Annotated in this window: 15 protein-coding genes; 6 read left to right on the top strand and 9 right to left on the bottom strand. The window is 38.9% G+C overall.

Annotation, left to right across the window (positions count from 1 at the left end; translation table 11 throughout):
* Positions 1–29: 29 nt before the first annotated feature.
* A complete protein-coding gene (locus tag I8752_RS10155; RefSeq protein WP_214432185.1) occupies positions 30–1,256 on the bottom strand; it encodes a caspase family protein in 1,227 nt (408 codons plus the stop codon).
* Positions 1,257–1,470: 214 nt separating this feature from the next.
* Positions 1,471–2,664 carry a Coenzyme F420 hydrogenase/dehydrogenase, beta subunit C-terminal domain gene (locus I8752_RS10150; RefSeq protein WP_214432184.1) on the bottom strand — a complete coding sequence of 398 codons (1,194 nt, stop codon included), beginning with the start codon at positions 2,662–2,664 and terminating at the stop codon, positions 1,471–1,473.
* A 162-nt stretch (positions 2,665–2,826) separates the two neighbouring features.
* Here I8752_RS10150 and I8752_RS10145 point away from each other — a divergent pair, with 162 nt between their 5' ends.
* From I8752_RS10145 to larC, 4 genes are all read left to right on the top strand, one after another.
* On the top strand, positions 2,827–3,630 hold the full coding sequence (locus I8752_RS10145; RefSeq protein ID WP_214432183.1) for a PspA/IM30 family protein: 804 nt from the start codon (positions 2,827–2,829) through the stop codon (positions 3,628–3,630).
* Positions 3,631–4,509: 879 nt separating this feature from the next.
* Positions 4,510–5,955, top strand: a complete 1,446-nt coding sequence (locus tag I8752_RS10140; protein ID WP_214432182.1) for a glycoside hydrolase 100 family protein — start codon at positions 4,510–4,512, stop codon at positions 5,953–5,955.
* 362 nt (positions 5,956–6,317) lie between these two features.
* Complete coding sequence (locus tag I8752_RS10135; protein WP_214432190.1) at positions 6,318–7,733, top strand: glycoside hydrolase 100 family protein; 1,416 nt, start codon at positions 6,318–6,320, stop codon at positions 7,731–7,733.
* A gap of 99 nt (positions 7,734–7,832) precedes the next feature.
* On the top strand, positions 7,833–9,104 hold the full coding sequence (larC, locus tag I8752_RS10130) for a nickel pincer cofactor biosynthesis protein LarC (RefSeq protein WP_214432181.1): 1,272 nt from the start codon (positions 7,833–7,835) through the stop codon (positions 9,102–9,104).
* A gap of 280 nt (positions 9,105–9,384) precedes the next feature.
* Here the strand turns inward: larC and I8752_RS10125 are convergent, their stop codons facing one another.
* Positions 9,385–9,942, bottom strand: a complete 558-nt coding sequence (locus I8752_RS10125) for a DUF6658 family protein (RefSeq protein ID WP_214432180.1) — start codon at positions 9,940–9,942, stop codon at positions 9,385–9,387.
* Positions 9,943–10,041: 99 nt separating this feature from the next.
* Positions 10,042–10,608 (bottom strand): DUF6658 family protein, encoded by a 567-nt coding sequence (locus I8752_RS10120; RefSeq protein WP_214432179.1) that lies wholly within the window; start codon positions 10,606–10,608, stop codon positions 10,042–10,044.
* Positions 10,609–11,173: 565 nt separating this feature from the next.
* Here I8752_RS10120 and I8752_RS10115 point away from each other — a divergent pair.
* Positions 11,174–12,094 (top strand): lysylphosphatidylglycerol synthase domain-containing protein, encoded by a 921-nt coding sequence (locus I8752_RS10115; protein WP_214432189.1) that lies wholly within the window; start codon positions 11,174–11,176, stop codon positions 12,092–12,094.
* Here the strand turns inward: I8752_RS10115 and I8752_RS10110 are convergent.
* A complete protein-coding gene (locus I8752_RS10110; protein WP_214432178.1) occupies positions 12,091–13,416 on the bottom strand; it encodes a hypothetical protein in 1,326 nt (441 codons plus the stop codon). The two genes, I8752_RS10115 and I8752_RS10110, sit on opposite strands and share 4 nt — an antisense overlap.
* Positions 13,417–13,860: 444 nt before the next feature.
* Between I8752_RS10110 and I8752_RS10105 the strand changes: the two genes are divergently transcribed.
* A complete protein-coding gene (locus I8752_RS10105) occupies positions 13,861–14,235 on the top strand; it encodes a hypothetical protein (protein ID WP_214432177.1) in 375 nt (124 codons plus the stop codon).
* A 2-nt stretch (positions 14,236–14,237) separates the two neighbouring features.
* Here the strand turns inward: I8752_RS10105 and I8752_RS10100 are convergent, their stop codons facing one another.
* The 4 genes from I8752_RS10100 to I8752_RS10085 form a co-directional block, all read right to left on the bottom strand.
* On the bottom strand, positions 14,238–17,207 hold the full coding sequence (locus I8752_RS10100; RefSeq protein WP_214432176.1) for a CHAT domain-containing protein: 2,970 nt from the start codon (positions 17,205–17,207) through the stop codon (positions 14,238–14,240).
* A gap of 222 nt (positions 17,208–17,429) precedes the next feature.
* Complete coding sequence (gene vapC, locus I8752_RS10095) at positions 17,430–17,831, bottom strand: type II toxin-antitoxin system tRNA(fMet)-specific endonuclease VapC (protein WP_214432175.1); 402 nt, start codon at positions 17,829–17,831, stop codon at positions 17,430–17,432.
* A complete protein-coding gene (locus tag I8752_RS10090; protein ID WP_214432174.1) occupies positions 17,828–18,169 on the bottom strand; it encodes a hypothetical protein in 342 nt (113 codons plus the stop codon). The genes vapC and I8752_RS10090 overlap by 4 nt, the downstream gene beginning before the upstream one ends.
* A gap of 92 nt (positions 18,170–18,261) precedes the next feature.
* Positions 18,262–18,537: hypothetical protein (locus I8752_RS10085; RefSeq protein ID WP_214432173.1), on the bottom strand; the 276-nt coding region annotated here is incomplete at its 5' end.

Below are 18,537 nucleotides of genomic sequence, written 5' to 3'. Positions count from 1 at the left end.
CCCTACCTCCCCTGCTCCCCCTGCTTCCTCTATTTGCCCCAAGAACCACTTTCGCACTTCACCAAACGGTCAAGTGTGGCAATATCTTTTTTATTGCCTGAAGTACGGATTTGTTTTTCTCCAGCAATATTAATTAGTTCCATTGCCAAGCGCCTGAGATAAGCTTGCTGTTCGTCGGTTTGAAATTTGGGGCTATTCAAATTCTCTAAATTTTGCAAAAATGGCTTTTGCTTGTCTAACTCAAACCTCTTAACTAAAGAATTAACTACATAGCGCTGTTCTGGACGAGCTGTTTGTAAAATTTTGCTGATAGGTTGACTCAGAAGTGCCTTTTCTTGCGTTTGGGAAAATTTACGCTGCAACCAAGCTTCGGAAGTGGATATTGGCAAATCGATAGATTCTTCATCAACCTTAGCGAAAGCATGGGCTTCAGCGTAGCCTACGCGTCCATCTTTGTTGTAGTCGGCGGAACTCACAGCTTTACCCGTGCGATCGCGTCCGCTCAACCCAGCAAAAAAGCTAGAACTATAATCTCGATAGTCTGCTTCATTTACCTCTGGCGTACAGCCTACGGAAGGTCGAGTTTTAATCGTAGCAAAGAAACCACAACGAGTTTGAAGCGCTACGGGACGTTTGGCATCGCCCCCTTCGTAGATAAAGTTAGCAAAGGAACCAGAAAAACATTGAGCCATCATGGTAACAACAGATGTCTTGGGAGGCATTTTATCTAGCATTTGAGAAAACTGCTTGACGCTCAATTCCTGTTCGTTCCACAAGTAAAAGGAATTATTATCTAAGTCTTGTTTATTTCTCCCTCCATGTCCTGTGAAGTAAAAAAATGATTTAGGATTTGGCTGTTGCGCTAACTGTTGAAAATAACTCTGTAAGTTACTTAAGGTAGTAGCACCTTTGAGATTGGGAATTTCTGGTTTTTTAAATTCTTCTTGTCCTTGGGGATTTATATAGCGAACAGAAGCTTGTCCATCATTACCGTTGGCAAAGAAAATGGAGGCAAATTTCTGTGGGTTGTAACCGAGAAATTGCAGCGTGCGTTGAAAGTACAGTACATTTTTCTCTAAAGCGATTTCATTGAAATAAGGCGCGCCACCGCCACCCACAACTAAGAAATTCGGTGAAGACTGAGTACGTTGACAAGTATTAGAATGCTGGGAAATAGTCTGATTTTTAGCAAAAGTGCCGGAACTAGGAAGTAAAATTAGTAAGGTACAGGTAAAGCTAACGAATAAGCGGCGCATTGGTAAATTATGCTGTATTATTTCATTTATTAAAGCACCTCTAATATTATTTATAAACCGCGTCTACTTTGAAACCTAGAGTTTTTCTTAATCGGGTTTTACTCCAAAATACGAATTACGAATTAGTATTATTGGTGAATGAATAAATGGGTTTAAGATACCCGCTAAACTGAACCAAGACGCGCAGAAACTCTTCGCGTCTTGGCAGAAAACTTTACTTTGGTAACTTATACTGTCCGACAATCCGTTTAGCATACTCCGGCACATGCGCCTCTAATTTCTCTGGATGATTCCGCTTCACATACAAATAATTACGTGTAAAGTGAGAATCAATCGAAAATCGGGCATATTCTAGACCTTTCGGGCCAATTCTTTCAATGACTACTCCCATCAATTTTGCTGCCCACATAGGGAGAGTCACAGCTTTATCATAGGCAGGAATACTTTGTTGTACGGCTTCTTTGCGATTACCTTGGGACATGACTGGCTGGATGTCTAACTGGTCTTTTACCAAGTCCAGCATTTCGTTACCCGTATCATTTCTAACTACAATCCACTGCCAACCGAAAGGTGCGCCCATGTAACCAACAACTAAATCTGCCAAAGAATTGACATAATCAAAACAACTCATACATGAAGGGGCAAACACATCTTTGAGTTGATTGGTCTTCAAACCAAAGAAAGGTACAGTTTCCGTTGAGCCATCCTCATGTTTGAAGTGAACTCGAAAGTCTTGCATGAACTCGTAATGTACAACTGTATCAGGCGATCGGCTGGTGGTTTCTAAGAATTTTTGCAGTCCTGCACGAGTCACATTATCTACGCAAGGCGTACCTAAGACATACAGTTTTTCTAAACCTAGTTGTTTTTCTACAGCTCGTAATGCTTGGATTTGGCAACCGACACCAATTACCAATAATCGCTTCATTCCCGATTGTTCTACTTGTTCCAAGATGGAAAGGTTAGGCGAAAGCGTCGGTTTATTTACTCGTGCTGCCAAGATTTCTTCTGGAGTACGGGCAATGATGGGCATGGGTTGAAAGCGGTCTTCTTTGGTGTTTTGCACGCAGACGACACCCTCAACTATGCCGCGATTGAGCATTTCAATGGCAATGCTACTAACAATACCTGTCCATTGTGCACCTTCGATAGGCTGCTGTTTGCGCGCCGCCATCATGTCTTGGTGAACGCCAAAGTAGAGTTCGTCAGGGTTATCGAGATGGCGCGATCGCGTGTGCGCTTGTGCTTCAAGTTCGCCGATCTGCTGATTGATAAAAGCACAGGCTTCCTTGACATAGTGAATATAATATGTATCGCAAAGTCCGCATTCGCTACAGAGTTCCTTGGCAGGACGACGGCTATTGGGTTTGAGGGCTTTGGCTTTTTTGTGAGGAGAAAGCGAGGTCATGTTAAGCGCAATTTATTAACTAACAACCTAAGATAGCGGAAGGCTGCGCTTTACACAAAGTTTAATAACAGAAAGCAAGATTTCATGAATTCTAACGCAGTGGCAAAAGTGTACTAAGATAAACTCAAATTTAGTATTATTTATTACTTTTATTTAAATACTATGGGAATGGGCGATCGCATCAGTCGCATCATCAGAACAAACCTGAATGATATGGCAGGTAATTTCAAGTATGGAGAAAGCACAGCATTTATTGCTGGAGGAGCAGCCACTGGTGCTGTTGTTTCTCAAACAATGGGTGGTATGGGATTAGCAGCCGCAGGAACGGCTATTGGTATTGGCACACCTCACCTGATTGCGACAGGAGCGGTTACTGGTATGGCTGCTTATGGAACTAAGAAGGGAATAGAAAACCAAGATCCTTTAGCTTTGGGTGCAGCAGGATTAGGAGCGATTGGTGGTGCTGGAGTTTCTGCAACTGTTGGAAACATGGGATTACTCGCAGCAGGAAACGGTTTTAGCATTGGTATGGCTCCAGTTGTAGCTGCTGGTGCAGTGGTTGGACTTGGTGCATATGGTTTGTTGAAACTTCTTAATGAGGGTCAGGATAACAATAACCCAGATAAAGCTGTTGAATCTCTTAACCAAATCAAACTGAGCATATTACAAAGCATTCATATTGCTCAAAGTAGCAAAGAAAAAATGCAAGCGAATTACAAGCAAGCTCAAAATGAAGTCCAAAACTGGTATCAAATAGCTGTATTAGCGATGAAAAAAGGCCGTGAGGATTTGGCTCGTGAAGCTTTGACTCGCAAGTATAATCAACAGCAAACTGCTGATAGCTTGAAAACTCAGCTTGAGCAACTAATAACAAGGGTTCAAAATCTCAAAAGCGATCTGATTTTTATCGAAAGAACAATTGCCCAAGTTAAAGCAGAAACAGGCTTCAAACATGACTGGGTGTAACAACAGTAAAACAAGCTCCTTTGCACAGCATCTTTAAGATAAATATTATTTTTAGCCCTTCGGTAAACTTACCCAAGGGCTTTTACGATTTCACAAATCTCTCCTTCTCTGCGTCCTCCCGAAGTTTGCTCAACGCGGGGAACTCGCACAAGCAACTTCTTTCTGCGCCTCTGTGGTTCGTTTCATCCAAATCTTTTCTAAATCACCAGGAGAACTAAGAAAAGCGATCGCCCCTAAAATACTTGCTAGATTACTATGTATTTGCTCGTAAAGTTCTAAACAAACAGATAATTTGCCAAATATCTAGATATATTATTATCGCTCTCCAATTACGACTAATTTGAGTAATTTTACTTGGGATCGGTAGACAGGATAAAATATCACATCTTTAGAAGTATTGACATTTGAAATTTTTTAATTAGTCGTATTGCATCTTCTGAAAGAATGTTATAAATTATTAAGTTATAGGGGAATGGCTTAATTTTTAGTTGCAAACACTAAATTTTGTAACGTAAATATACTGGAATTCGTCTAATCTTTACACAAGCTTTAAACAGTGCCAAGATATATTTTTGTTTGGTAAAGCAAAGTTCTAAACAACTGAAATATGTCTTTTATGACTGTTGTAAAAATCATTTGATTGCTTGAGGTGAAAAGACAGTTAGTTGTAATTCACCAAAAAACTAATTGAATACCAGCCAATTAATTAGCAATTAAGTAAGCTCAAAATCAGCATTGCAAGCTATTTTACCTCGACTAGTTACCCAAGTTATATTTGCTATTCAAAGTGTTATTTCTGTGATGCTAAGAAGAGCAAAAATCCGATAATCAAGGCAAATCTCCCATAAATCAACACCCTCCAATGGAGCTACTTTAGCGATGCAAATCAATGAATTACTAACAGATGAAAATATAGAAGAAGGAGCGTGGAAAGCGCTAGAGCGGTCGATTATCTACTATCAAGGTCGTCCCATTGGAACTGTAGCTGCCTATGATGTCTCTATAGAAGCACTCAACTACGATCAGTGCTTTATTCGTGATTTTGTCTCTTCAGCCCTGATTTTTCTTCTCAAAGGTAGAACAGATATTGTTCGCAATTTTTTAGAAGAAACATTAAGATTACAACCCAAAGAAAGGCAATTAGATGCCTATAAACCCGGACGCGGCTTGATACCAGCTAGTTTCAAGGTTGTGTCTAATAACGGACAAGAATATCTAGAAGCGGATTTTGGCGAACATGCGATCGCCAGAGTTACACCTGTTGATTCGTGTCTGTGGTGGATTCTTTTATTACGTGCTTATGCGATCGCTACAAAAGATTTTTCTCTAGCTCATCAACCTGAATTCCAAACAGGTATCAGGTTAATTATGGAAATCTGCTTGGCGAACCGCTTTGATATGTACCCAACGCTGTTGGTTCCAGATGGTGCTTGTATGATTGACCGTCGTATGGGTATATACGGTCATCCGCTGGAATTACAAGTTTTATTTTATGCAGCGTTGCGTGGTGCCCGCGAAATGTTAATTTGTCAAGGCAATCAAGACGTTGTGGCAGCAATTGATAACCGCTTGCCTTTATTATGCGCTCACATTCGCCAGCATTATTGGATAGATATTAATCGCCTAAATGCAATTTATCGCTTCAAAAGTGAGGAGTATGGGAAAACAGCAGTCAATTTATTCAATATATATGTAGACTCTCTTCCCTATTATGAATTAGACAAGTGGCTGCCCAGAAAAGGTGGTTATTTAGCAGGTAATGTCGGACCATCTCAACTAGATACTCGCTTTTTTGCACTCGGTAACTTAATGGCGATCGTTTCTGACCTTGCTACTGAAGAACAGTCACAAGCAATTATGACTCTCATCGAGGAAAGATGGGATGACTTGGTGGGAGATATGCCAATGAAAATTTGTTTCCCAGCCTTAGAAGATGAAGAGTACAGAATTGTTACAGGATGCGACCCCAAAAATATACCTTGGTCGTATCACAATGCTGGGAGTTGGCCCGTTTTAATGTGGATGTTAGCAGCTGCATCTGTGAAAACTAACAGAACAAATCTGGCAAGAAAAGCTATTGAAATTGCTCAAGCACGCCTCGGCGAAGATGAATGGCCAGAGTATTACGATGGCAAGAAAGGGCGGTTAATTGGAAAACAAGCCAGGAAATATCAAACTTGGTCGATTACCGGATTTTTATTAGCAAAAGAACTGATGGCTAACCCCAGTTATTTACAATTAGTCAGTTTTGATGAATTACCTCCAGAAGCGGTTTCTAGAGCTTGTGAATTTGAAATTGGCAGTGTAGATCCATGTCTACCTTAATAGCAGAAATAGTTGTATTAATAATGGCTAAAACTGTGTAAATTAGTGCGATTGTACCGCTGCTAACCAAAAATAACTGTCCAGAATAAACATTAACTGAAAAGCCCTTTGTAGTTACAAAGGGCTTTGACTATTTTCTCAATTGCTTACAGCAAAGAGTTAAATAATATATCATATAAGAGAATGCAGGAGATACAAAACTGAGTTTCTCCTCAAAAAAAGATGATGGAGTATTGTTTTTCATCGAGCGTGGCAAAAAGCTGATTGGCAATGTATCCATCACTAAAGTAAAAAGAATTGTAGCGGCAGAAAATAAAAGTTTTTCTTCCGCAAAAATCCAATTAAATGGAGTATTTCTCGCAATGGTCAAAGAGGAATTGGCAATATTTGATGATGTAGAAAAACAGGCATGGCAACTACTAGAAAAGTCAATTATTTACTATCAAGGTCGTCCAATTGGCACGGTTGCTAATTATGATAGTTCAGAAGATGCATCAAATTACGACCATTGCTTCATTAGGGATTTTGTATCTTCAGCTTTACTTTTTTTAAGCCAAGGTAGATATGATATTGTCCGTAATTTTTTAGAAGAAACCCTAAAGTTACAGCCGACAAAAAACGAGTTGGAGGCTTATACGCCGATTCGAGGTTTGATACCAGCAAGCTTTAAAGTTATCTCAACAAACGGCAAAGAATCTTTAGAAGCAGATTTTGGCGAACACGCGATCGCTAGAGTCACACCAGTTGATTCTTGTTTGTGGTGGATTATTATATTACATGCTTATGTCAAAGCGACAAAAGATATAAATTTCGCCTTGCAACCAGAATTTCAGCAAGGTATCATGTTAATTATGGAGCTCTGCTTGGCAACTCGCTTCGATATGTATCCAACGCTATTAGTTCCAGATGGATCTTGCATGATTCACCGTCGTTTGGGTATCTATGGATATCCTTTAGAAATTCAAGCTTTATTTTATGCGGCGTTACGTGCGGCTCGAAAGTTACTGATTTGTGCAGGCGATGAAGAAATTGTTATTGGTATCGACAATCGCCTACCTTTATTGCGAGATCATATTCGCCATCATTATTGGATAGATATCAATCGCTTAAATGTAATTTATCGTTTTAAAGGTGAAGAATACGGTCAAACAGCAGTCAATCTATTCAATATATATTCAGATTCAATTCCCTATGCTGACTTAGCTATTTGGTTGCCAAAATACGGTGGTTATCTAGCAGGTAATGTTGGGCCGTCACAGCTAGATACTCGCTTTTTTGCATTGGGAAATTTGATGGCGATTATTTGTTCTCTAGCCAGCGAACAACAGTCGCAAGCGATTATGAATCTGATTGAAGAACAATGGCAAGATTTAGTGGGAGAAATGCCGATGAAAATCTCTTTCCCAGCGGTCGAAAAGGAGGAGTACAGAATTTTCACCGGATGCGACCCCAAAAATATACCTTGGTCTTACCATAATGGTGGTAGTTGGCCGGTCTTAATGTGGTTTTTAGCCGCAGCTGCTCAAAAAACAGGTAGAACAAGCATTGCCAAACGCGCCATTGAAATTGCCCAAGAACGTCTTAGCGACGACCAATGGCCAGAATATTACGATGGTACGAGGGGGTTATTAATTGGTAAAAAAGCCAGGAGATATCAAACTTGGACAATTACCGGATTTTTATTGGCAAAAGAACTGATGCGAAACCCCAATCATTTGGAACTAATCAGTTTTGGAGAATTTGATTTAGAGAGCGCTTCGCAAGCTTGTGAATTATAACTTGAAATTTTGCACGAATATAAAATTTATAATAGGCTGCTGATAGTTCCTTGTGTCCTCTGCAAAGGTTGAGGAACAATACACTTCATCTTTATCTGTATGACTAAAATTGCTTATCTCCAATGTCCAACGGGAATTTCTGGTGATATGTGTTTGGGGGCCTTAGTCAGCTTGGGCGTTCCCCAAGAGTATTTAATAGAAAAACTCAATAACTTAGGAATCGCACAGGAGTATCAGTTAAAGACAGAACTCGTTCAACGCAACGGTCAGCAAGCGACAAAAGTCCATGTCGATTTAGTAGATAATCATCACCACCACGAACACAGTCATCATCACGGACGGCACTTGCCAGAAATCGAGAAGATGATTCTGAAAGCGAGTTTGCCATCAAGAGCAGAAGCTTGGAGTTTAGCGGTATTCCGGCAGCTAGCAGTAGCAGAAGGGGCAGTACACGGCATTGCACCTGAAAAAGTTCATTTTCATGAAGTGGGCGCTGTAGATGCCATTGTGGATATTGTAGGTACTTGTTTGGGATTAGATTGGTTGGGTATTGAAAGCGATCGCCAAGGATTGCCTTTACTATATTGCTCGCCCTTTCCCACTGGTGGCGGTACTGTCAGGGCAGCACACGGTCAGATGGCAGTGCCAGTACCAGCAGTATTGAAGCTATGGGAAATGCGGAATTGTCCGGTTTATAGTAACGGCATCGAACGAGAATTAGTGACACCAACAGGAGCTGCGATCGCTACTACTCTAGCGAAAGATTTTGGTGCGCCACCAGCAATGACCATCAAGCAAGTAGGATTAGGAGCAGGTTCAATTAATTTACCTATCCCTAATATCTTACGCCTGTGGCTCGGAGAAAGCCCCATCCAGTCAGTTACCAACACTGCCGATACTAATTCCCTAGAAACTATATCAGTATTAGAAACTCAAATTGATGACTTAAATCCCCAAGCGATCGGTTATGTGTTTGAGGCGTTGTTTGCAGCTGGTGCGGTGGATGTCTTCACGCAGCCCATAGGCATGAAAAAGTCGCGTCCGGGAATTTTACTGACAGTTATTTGTCATCCAGAAAATTTACTGAATTGTGAAGCTGTTATATTCCGCGAAACCACTACTTTAGGAATTCGGCGAACTACCCAACAGCGCGCCATCTTACAAAGAGAAATTCAACCAGTGCTAACTGAATATGGTGAAGTACATGTAAAGGTAGCATGGCAGGGAGAATCGCCAAAGAAACTTGTAACTAACGTGCAGCCAGAATACGAAGATTGTGCAGAATTAGCTCGAAAACACAATATTCCTTGGCGCGAAATTCAGCGGTTGGCGTTACAGAGTTGGTATTTGAAACATAACAAAGATGACTGATCTGACTTTTCACGGTAAGTCCTCAAACCCTCGTTAAGGCTGGGGGTAGGGTGTAGGGTGTAGGGTGTAGGGAAAACAAGCAAGCCGGACTACACCCCACACCCTCTGACTTTTCACGGTATGTGGAAAAGTCAGAATGACTGAATGAGGGATGACTTTCATCAGTTAATAAACAACTTTTGATAAAAAATGTTCCCAAGCGATCGCCTGGGAACATCAATAATCAAAGTCTAGAGTTTTTTACTATTAGCTATTGACTCTTAACTTTTCGTTAAACGGCTTATTTAACTTCTGCCCCTTTGGTTGTGTCTTCACCTGTACGTTTAACGTATTTTGCGGCGTTTTGGACGTTTTCCTTGATATTTTCAATTCCACGCTGAGTTCCTTTAGCTACGCCTTCGCCTACTTCAGCTGCGGAATCGCTGATATCTTCACCCGTTTCCTTAGCTTTTTGACCAAAGGGTGTATTGCGAATATTTTTACCTATTTCCCCTGGGTTATTAACCCCTTTTTGGTCTATGTTTTTTTGAGCATTTTTCGCTAGGGCATTAGCTTTATCATTTGCTGCTTTATCGTCTGCTTTTGCTCTTGGCTCTACATCACTAAAGTTATTTATCCCACCTTCAGGATTGTTGAGATCGTAACTTTTTGTAGGATCGTATCGCTTGGTGTATGGTTGGGCCCCAGACTCTTTTGGTTGGACGTTAGACTGTGGTGGCTCTGTTGCAACTCCCGGAGAAGAACAAGCTTGTGTGACAATTAAGACGATTCCTGCCAAAAAAACAGTTAAAACTTTTACTGGACGATAATTCTTCAGCCAATTGATGACTCTTTTCATGTGTTCTCCTTATGTGTTTGTAACTACGTTAAACCTTCATCAATATATATATGATTTGGGATCTATTTCAAACCCAAATCTATACACAAGATTAAAGTTTTATCTCCCAACTGCCGGATTTTTTTGTAACTCAGGTCTAGAACTTGCTTCATCTGCCTTATCTTTCAAAAATCCAGAAGCATCTTTTACTGCCTCTTTGACAGTATCGATACGTTCTTGAATCCGAGTTCCTACATTTGGTTCGTCTTGAATCAAATTACCTGGTTCGGACTTGCGGAAATTTTCCTCAGTAACGATTGGCAATTCCCGTTCTTTGGAAACTCTACCCGCTGGTGTCTCAGCACCGGGATAAAGTATTTCGGATTCTTTGTTGGTGGCAATTAATACTTGTGGATTTGAGTCAAGGCTAGCGCGATCGCGTCCTTTACTTCCTTCCGCGTTATTCACTTTCGGATCGGTCGATTCCCGGTATATGCCATATTTGTCGCCGCCACCTTTGTAAGGATTGTTTGCGCCGCCAGCTTGTACAGCAGGATTTCGGGGATTCGCACCTTGAGCATCTGCTCCACTACAAGCAGTGGTGACTATTAAAAATAGACCAGCCAAGAAGATAGTTATAATCTGGCGGAGCCGCAGCTTTTTCCAGAAAGCTATCAAACTGCTCATTTAGTCCTCCTTGTCTTTCAACTGAAAACAAGCGATTCATTTGCTTAATAATTTGGATAACTTTAATTATCAGCAAGCTCTTCGGTCTGTTCGAGTTGATATATATTTAATAAGCTTTATTAATGATATGAATATAAAAAGAAGCTCTACATCTAGCGCAGGTCACATTTATATTGCTACTAAAGTTGTATTTTTAATCTAACTGTAGAGAGATATAATTCTATTTAATAAATTTGTCTTTCACTAATTAAGCTCTTTTTGTTTTTCGGATTAATTCATTTATACTATAATATTTGGATTTTTCAATATCAATCTTTAGGATGATATGCAAATTATATATTTTATAGATTAGTAGTTTTTAAGTAAGTTATTCTCATAATAAAATCATATCTAGATTAATAGAAGTCATACTAATTGTAATACAGTCATAAAACTTTTTTAAGCAAAAAATATTTCCTAATTTTTAGAAAAGTTAGGAATCTAAGCCTTGCAATATTTAGCTGATGTACCATAAGATTTGTGCATTTAGCCCTAGTGCTTGAGCTGGTAAATGACTAAAATCACGATGAAGCAAATTTTACGCTGGATAATTTTGGGCGGGACGCTGTTTTTTTTAGGGAAAGCCTTGAAGGATCACTGGTTTGAGGTGACAGCTATCCGGATTGATGGAGTAGGATGGGCAATTCTAGCGATCGCCACAGGCGTAACTTTGCTGGCACATACTTGGGCAGGTTGGATATGGACTTGGGTTCTCCAAGAGTTAAATGAATCAGTTCAGCCTTCTCAATTTATTCAAGTTTATCTAAAAACAAATATTGCTAAGTATTTACCCGGTAATGTCTGGCATTATTACGGACGAATTGTCGCGGCGAAAAATGCTAATGTGTCCTCTGGTGCAGCTACTTTAAGTGTTTTACTGGAACCACTACTAATGGCAGCCGCTGCTTTAATTGTGATTATCTTATTCGGTAATCAGTTGGCAGCAGCTAATAATACCTTTGTGTTACAAACGCTAAGAGTGCTGAGTTTAATTGCAGTGCTTTGTGCGGTTCATCCTTGGTTTTTGAATCCAGCAATTCGCTTTTTGTCTCGCTTGAAGGGAAAAAAATCTGATAGCGCCAAGTCAACCATTAGTTTAAATATCAAACGCTATCCCCTAAAACCTTTGTTAGGAGAATTGGGGTTTTTAGGACTGCGCGGTACTGGGTTTATCTTAACTATTTTTGCTTTGAGTTCGTTGAATTCGAGTCAAATTCCTTTACTTCTAGGGGCTTTTAGTTTTGCTTGGCTGTTAGGATTAGTTATTCCCGGTGCGCCTGGTGGCTTAGGTGTATTTGAAGCAACTGCGATCGCACTGTTGCAGCATCACTTTCCCGCAGCGCTGGTCATTAGTGCGATCGCCCTATATCGTTTGATTAGTATCATAGCTGAAACTGCTGGTGCTGCCTTAGCTTGGCTTGACGAAAAACTTGCTAAGTCTTATTAGTATTCGACATCTAGTTTTAATTGAGAAAATACTCGATAAGCGTCTAAATTTAGTGGTGAATTGCAAGTTGGATTGTCTTCTTTCATTTTAATCAAGTTATATTCAACGTTTTCTGTATAAATTGCAAACGTAATATTGAAAATTTCCATAAAAGTAATTAAAGATTGACATTCTTCCTCTGGAAAATTTTCATAGTAACTAATTAAATGAGCAATCCTAATTTCTAAATGACTCCGAGCATTTTGACAAATCAAAATTATCTTTAGCAAGATAATGACTAATGTTAGAGGATTTCCATTAGAAAGGAACAACACAAATAATGGCGAGGGTTCCTGTCCATTCTCTGTTGTCAGACAATCAATTACTCGGTTACAAATTCTTAGCAGTAAGTGCTTGTCTATTGATTCTTCATCTTTTTCTACCTTCCACGGCACTAGCTTATTTGCTAAATGCCGCTTAAAAACCACCACTAACTCCTGACTATTATTAACAGAGAAAAACAAGTATTTTTGGATACTTATTTTAAAATCTTTTAGTAACTGATTTTGAGTCTGTTGAATAAATATATTGGCCAAATTCTCGTAACTAAATAAACCTCTTTTGATAACGATTGTTTTGATTAAATGTAAAGCGTTATCTCCTAAAAGACTGGGATTTTTATAACGTGTCACACTTGAAGCTGTAGACTGAGAACGAGCAATAAACATTGCTAAGTCAAACTTAAATTTGTCTTTGATCTGTTGAGAAAGGTTTGCCGCAGCCTCTTGTTGCTCTTGAGGATTATTTCTATCAAACGATTGAGCAATTAATAAATATGCAGTATAGCGACTAGCCCAGTGGATTTTTTCTTTGCTATCATGTCTGTAAGCAAATAGTTTTAGTTCTTCATAATCGTTACTAATGACAAAATTTTCTAACCAATTTTTGTAGATACTGATTTTCTGAGAGTTACTTGAATTCCGACTAGGATGATACTCTGCTAATAAGTTGATTAATTCTTGAATATATTTAAATTGTCTTTTAGATGCCCAATTATTAACCAAAATGTAGCAACAGCGCTTAAGTGTGTTGCAAAAATCTTGTTCGTTCCTGATAAAACTAATTCCATTTCTTACAGATATAGCATTCAGACTAATTGAGTTAAGACAGTCTATAAATAATCGTTTAAATTCCCGCAGAGCATCTTCTGGGGGAGAATTATTTACAACTTCTACTAACAATTTGTAAATCCGTTCTTGTCCGATTTGAATATTTAGTTTTTGGGATTTGTGCTTAACAATATCTTGATGTATCTGAGGAAGTGGTAAACTGTTAGCGGTCATGTCAGTTCTCAAGATCGATGAGTTTGACGATCCTATTAATATCAGCTTAACCTTAATGAATTATAGTCTCAATCTAGGTCTTCAAAGATTCGTAATTTTTTTACAGAAATTTGATAAATCTACGCAGTGAAAGCCTAAATGTTAAAGTTAAATTATTGAAGAATTGGGGAAATTACGGAGATTAAGGAGCGATCGCTTGTGAAAATGCCTGTTTTGTAGGAGGATGGGTGCTGTTTGCGGAAATGGCAAAACACCCTAACGGCTAGTAGCAATGCCAGAAAAAAGCGTGAAACCAAATCTCTGAAAGATTTTTCTGATTGTCCAAAATCTGCGATCGCACAGCAATATTATTCCTACTGTTGATGTCGTGTGAGTGCAATCGCCACATCTTTAAAGATTAGGCATTAGATGTATAATTACTGAATGCTTCGTGTATTTATTTAAATGATTACCGTTACACCAGAAGAAATTATTCAGTTTCGCAGCCAGTTGGCGGATAGTCCAGAGGCTTTAGCAGCTTTGGATGCCATAGAAGAGTGTAAGGGAAATTTGGAAGCAGCAGCACAGTTAATTGCTGTTGATACGACTGATGAAGAAGTCAGCTTGAGAGGAGATTCAGATTATTTACATAAATTAGCCCAAAAACTCAGCAAAATCATCTGTCAGGAAGAATTTGACGAGTTGATGACGGGAGTATTGACAGCAGCGATCGCCACCTTAGCAGCAAGTGGTAATATTCCCATAGCCTTGGCAACTCCAGTGGTAATTTACGTTGCCAAAATTGGTGTGAAGCAGTTTTGTGAAACTGCCAAACCTTAATCCTAAAGCCCTGTAGCTGTAAATCCTGCCCAGTAAAATGGTGCTGCAAAAGGGTGGGGTTTACGCTTGCAGTTTCTTTTTAATATAGCTCTTGCCACTGGACGCATTTCTTCTGGGAGTTGAGCAAAAATTTCTTCAATTTGTGGCTGATATTTAACTAATAATGCTTCAAATTCCTCTGTTGTTAAATTTCGCAGCCATTGTTGTGCTTGATTGAGTGCTAAGGAAACACTATTTATTGTTTGTAGGTTTTCATAAAATTTCATCATCAAAAACGCTGTAGATAAATCGCTGACAGTCCACAAACTACTGACTACAGCTTGACTCCCAGCTAACAGAAAACCGCTAGGTAAACCAATATATTCATCGCTGGTATTATTGAAATCAATCAATCCAGTTTCGCACGCGGAAAGGGTGACGAGGCGACATTTTTCTAATTTGAGACTGAAGATTTTATCTAGAGTAAGGCATTTGTCTAAATCGTGGATTTCCCCTGCCCGTAAATTCAGATAACGTTCTGTATTTGGTTGTGGAAGTGTATCAACTACGGGTGCATTTGCCAAAATTAGGGCTGATTGACTGGGATTTATGAAGTTGAAATATCCGTGACAGCTAAAGTGGGCGCAGTGATAAGTATTTAAGTCAGTATTATTAATAGCTGTGAGTGTCGCTGCTGTTTTTTTCAGAACGTTGGCAGTATTAAAGTAGCTTTGAATAACTTGTACTTCTAAATCGGTGTAATTCAGGTCTTTTGTGGGGTTTTGAATTGCAAATAGAGATTGAAAATCAGGACGTTTGCGCTGTTGTACCTGTTGCAGTAGTTGACAGCTAGGTGCATAGCTCACACCACCAGCAAATAAATCCAGAAGACAAGACGAATTTTCCGAATTTTGATTTACTGGAATCGCATGAAGAGGGAATAAATGCAGGAATTGATGGGGAATTAGGATGAGTTTATCGCAGTGCTTTGGTATTTGGGTTAATATTTCATCAATGTGCAGAATTGTGGCTAATTCTTGGAGTAATACTCCTAAGCTATTACGCCATTGGTCTCTTTGAGTGTAGTAGTTTCGTAAATATTGATTTGTCCAATTATACAGAGCTTCTCGGTCTTCTGCTTGGGATTGCCAAGCTGTTACCTCTCCTTGTTTTGTGACAATAAACGCTAGAATTTTATCATTGAGAAGATACCACTCGATAATAGCTGTACGCTCATCTAAAGTAGCTTGAAATGAATTAAAATCAAAACCATAACCAACAGGTAAATAACGGTTTTGTAATTCGTTACGCCGTCGTCGCAATTCTTGGAGGCGTTTTGCTAAGTCTTGGGGATTTGCCGCTTTGCTATTTTGGATTTGATATTGTCCTGCGGCTATTTCATCCCTATATATTTCCAGTTGAGTTACTACTTCTTTTGTAAAGATGGTTTTAGAGTCACGTTCAAGGATTTGTTCAACTAAATTGCGGGTTTTACTACGTTCAACATATTCAACAGCTTCTGTTAAACTACCTAATTTCAAGCAAACTGCTACCATACGCCTATAAAGCTTGTTCCATTCTTCTGCTTGTTTTTGCTTGCTTTCACCACCAGAAATAATTTCTTCTCGTAACAATTCGACTATAGAAATGGTAGCATTAAATTTAGTATAAGCTTCAGTTAGCTGCTGTGATTCTTGGTAGATAATACCAATATTAAATAATGTTGATGCGTAGTATTGTGGAAAATTAGCATAGGTGAATACTTCTAAAGCGTTTGTGCAGAATTGGATGGCTTTTTCAAAAGTTACTCTTTTATCTATCTGTATTTTTTGACGGTAAGCATTCCCTAAATTATTCTGCGTCATCGCCCATTGTTCTGGAAAATCTGTGAGTGTGAATACTTCCAATGCAGCAAAAAAGGTAGCGATCGCATTTTCAATACTTCCGTTCTTATCTCCTTGAACTATTTCAAGATAAGCATTTCCCAAATTATTTTGCGTTGTCGCCCATTGTTGTGGAAATTCAAAGCGGGTGTATACTTTTAAAGCGGCTCTATAAGCAATGATTGCATTTTTGATGTTCTCTGTTTTATTTTCTCTTTGCCGTTCAAGATAAGAATTCCCCAAGTTGTTTTGAATCATTGCCCATTCTGATGGTAATGTTGAGCGTGTTATAACTTTTAATGCTGCATCATAATATTTGATAGCACATTCCAAATTTTCAGGTCTATTTCCTGTTATTTTGTAAAAATAAGCATTCCCTAAATTACTTTGCGTTATTGCCCATTGTTGTGGAAATTGAGAGCAATTTATTATTTCTAATGAATTAGTAAAAGCTTTAATAGCATATTCTTGATTTGCTACTTTGTCTCCCTGTATTCTCTTATAATAAGCAATACCCAAATTCATTTGTATCATTGCCCACGGTATTGGAAATACACTGCGATTAAAAACATTAAGGGTGACTTCATAGCCAGCAATAGCAACTTCTATATTATTGGCTTTATCTCCTAAATATAATTCTTGAATTAATGTACTTAAATCAAAAATATCTGATGCAATGCGCTTATTTTCATTTAATTGAACTTGTCCAAGCTTATTCTGTGACCAACTTTGGAATAATCTTGCAGAAATCTTATTAAGTTTTTTGATATTTTCTACAAGTATTTGGTTAACTACTTGCACGTTATCTCTATTATCTGCCATTACTTTCAGTGCTTGCTCTAAGAAATCTAAGCATTCTTTTGTTGTGGCAGTTGATGGTAATTTATTATAAACTCCAAGCTGTTGCCCTGCTATATTCATTAAATGATTAGCTTGGTCTAATTCGCCATGTTTTCGTAGATGACTTGCTATTTCCAGCATCTTTGGTATCAAGTCAACATCGACTAGTTCTTGGTTTGCTGCTAAAATTTCTTGGACTTCATCGTTAGTACGACAATTCAACAGGCTTTGAATGAGGTTGAAATTGGCTTGCTGACGCTGTTCATTCATGGATTAGGGCGTGAGACGTAACTAGATCATAAGAAAAATTCAATACCAACGCCCTAAATTCCAGAAAAGTGTAGAATTTCATCATAGGTGATACGTTGTTGACACATAACCTCGTGGATAGTTTTTTTAATTGTGAACAAATAATATACTGAATTTTGCGCTGGTCTACTACCAGTTTCAGGTAAAAATAAGGTGCGATCGCAATTGCTATTTCGGCGATCGCTATATCTCCCAATCCTCAATCAGCAAGTTATTTATGCGTTGGAATTCTCTAGTGTTATGGGTGATGAGGTTTAAGTTATTTGTCAGTGCGATCGCAGCAATTTGTAAGTCATACGCACCAATGGGAGTACCTAATGCTTCTAGTTGAGAGCGAATTGTTCCAAATGTCGTTGCTGCTAAATCGTTAAAGGGTAGTGATGTAAATTGGGCTAAAAATTGTTTTTGTAAAGTCAGATTCCGTTGTGGGTTGGCACTTTTCATTGCACCATAAAATAGTTCAGCTTTGACGATTGAGCAAACGGCAATATCTTTAGTGGCAGTGGATTCTAGTTTTTGTTTTAAAGTGGAATTTTTACCCCGCATATAAATAATGCAGGTGTTAGTATCGAGCAGGAATTTCACAGAATTGGTTCGCGTTCTGGTTGTTGTCCTTGGGGATGACGGAAGAAGGTTTCATCTTGGATACATCCATAAAATTGAGGCAGGGGATATTCTGTTATTTCGGTTGGAGTTACTGGTTGTAGGGACTCAATGAGGGTTTTTAGTAATCGAGTCAGGTCAAATTCTTCGGGTAATTCAGCCACGGGGGATTGACAGAAGAATTCTGAGATTTTGTTTGGTCGATCTGGGTGGGTGTTGTTATTGTTTGTAGTCAGACTTTGTGCCAGGAGTTGGATGATATACAGTTTATCGTTAGGCGAAAGCTCAAGGAGTTGTTGTTCGAGTTCTGGGAAAACCATGATGTAGCTGAGATGGAGGATAATTTCATTTTACTTTCATAGTCAAGCTATTTTGTGACTGCAATTGTTATTTTAGCGATGCCTGCGGTGGGCTACGCCAACGCATTTATTGATTTGGCGATCGCATTTGTTATTTCGGCGTACTCATTTGTTATTTCGGCGTACTCATTTGTTATTTCGGCGTACTCATTTGTTATTTCGGAGTACTCATTTGCTATTTCGGAGTACTCATTTGCTATTTCGGAGTACTCATTTGCTATTTCGGAGTACCCATTTGTTATTTCGGAGTACCCATTTGCTATTTCGGAGTACTCATTTGTTATTTCGGAGTACCCATTTGCTATTTCGGAGTACTCATTTGTTATTTC

This window comes from Dendronalium phyllosphericum CENA369, from assembly GCF_016056275.1.
GTDB classification, from domain to species: domain Bacteria; phylum Cyanobacteriota; class Cyanobacteriia; order Cyanobacteriales; family Nostocaceae; genus Dendronalium; species Dendronalium phyllosphericum.
This window is presented reverse-complemented; position numbering and strand designations above follow the sequence as displayed.

What these genes read in the sequence shown, in the direction of transcription:
- I8752_RS10155 (WP_214432185.1), bottom strand. Translation starts at nt 1,256, where the DNA reads ATGCGCCGCTTATTCGTTAGCTTTACCTGTACCTTACTAATTTTACTT.
- I8752_RS10150 (WP_214432184.1), bottom strand. Translation starts at nt 2,664, where the DNA reads ATGACCTCGCTTTCTCCTCACAAAAAAGCCAAAGCCCTCAAACCCAAT.
- I8752_RS10145 (WP_214432183.1), top strand. Translation starts at nt 2,827, where the DNA reads ATGGGAATGGGCGATCGCATCAGTCGCATCATCAGAACAAACCTGAAT.
- I8752_RS10140 (WP_214432182.1), top strand. Translation starts at nt 4,510, where the DNA reads ATGCAAATCAATGAATTACTAACAGATGAAAATATAGAAGAAGGAGCG.
- I8752_RS10135 (WP_214432190.1), top strand. Translation starts at nt 6,318, where the DNA reads ATGGTCAAAGAGGAATTGGCAATATTTGATGATGTAGAAAAACAGGCA.
- larC (WP_214432181.1), top strand. Translation starts at nt 7,833, where the DNA reads ATGACTAAAATTGCTTATCTCCAATGTCCAACGGGAATTTCTGGTGAT.
- I8752_RS10125 (WP_214432180.1), bottom strand. Translation starts at nt 9,942, where the DNA reads ATGAAAAGAGTCATCAATTGGCTGAAGAATTATCGTCCAGTAAAAGTT.
- I8752_RS10120 (WP_214432179.1), bottom strand. Translation starts at nt 10,608, where the DNA reads ATGAGCAGTTTGATAGCTTTCTGGAAAAAGCTGCGGCTCCGCCAGATT.
- I8752_RS10115 (WP_214432189.1), top strand. Translation starts at nt 11,174, where the DNA reads ATGAAGCAAATTTTACGCTGGATAATTTTGGGCGGGACGCTGTTTTTT.
- I8752_RS10110 (WP_214432178.1), bottom strand. Translation starts at nt 13,416, where the DNA reads ATGACCGCTAACAGTTTACCACTTCCTCAGATACATCAAGATATTGTT.
- I8752_RS10105 (WP_214432177.1), top strand. Translation starts at nt 13,861, where the DNA reads ATGATTACCGTTACACCAGAAGAAATTATTCAGTTTCGCAGCCAGTTG.
- I8752_RS10100 (WP_214432176.1), bottom strand. Translation starts at nt 17,207, where the DNA reads ATGAATGAACAGCGTCAGCAAGCCAATTTCAACCTCATTCAAAGCCTG.
- I8752_RS10090 (WP_214432174.1), bottom strand. Translation starts at nt 18,169, where the DNA reads ATGGTTTTCCCAGAACTCGAACAACAACTCCTTGAGCTTTCGCCTAAC.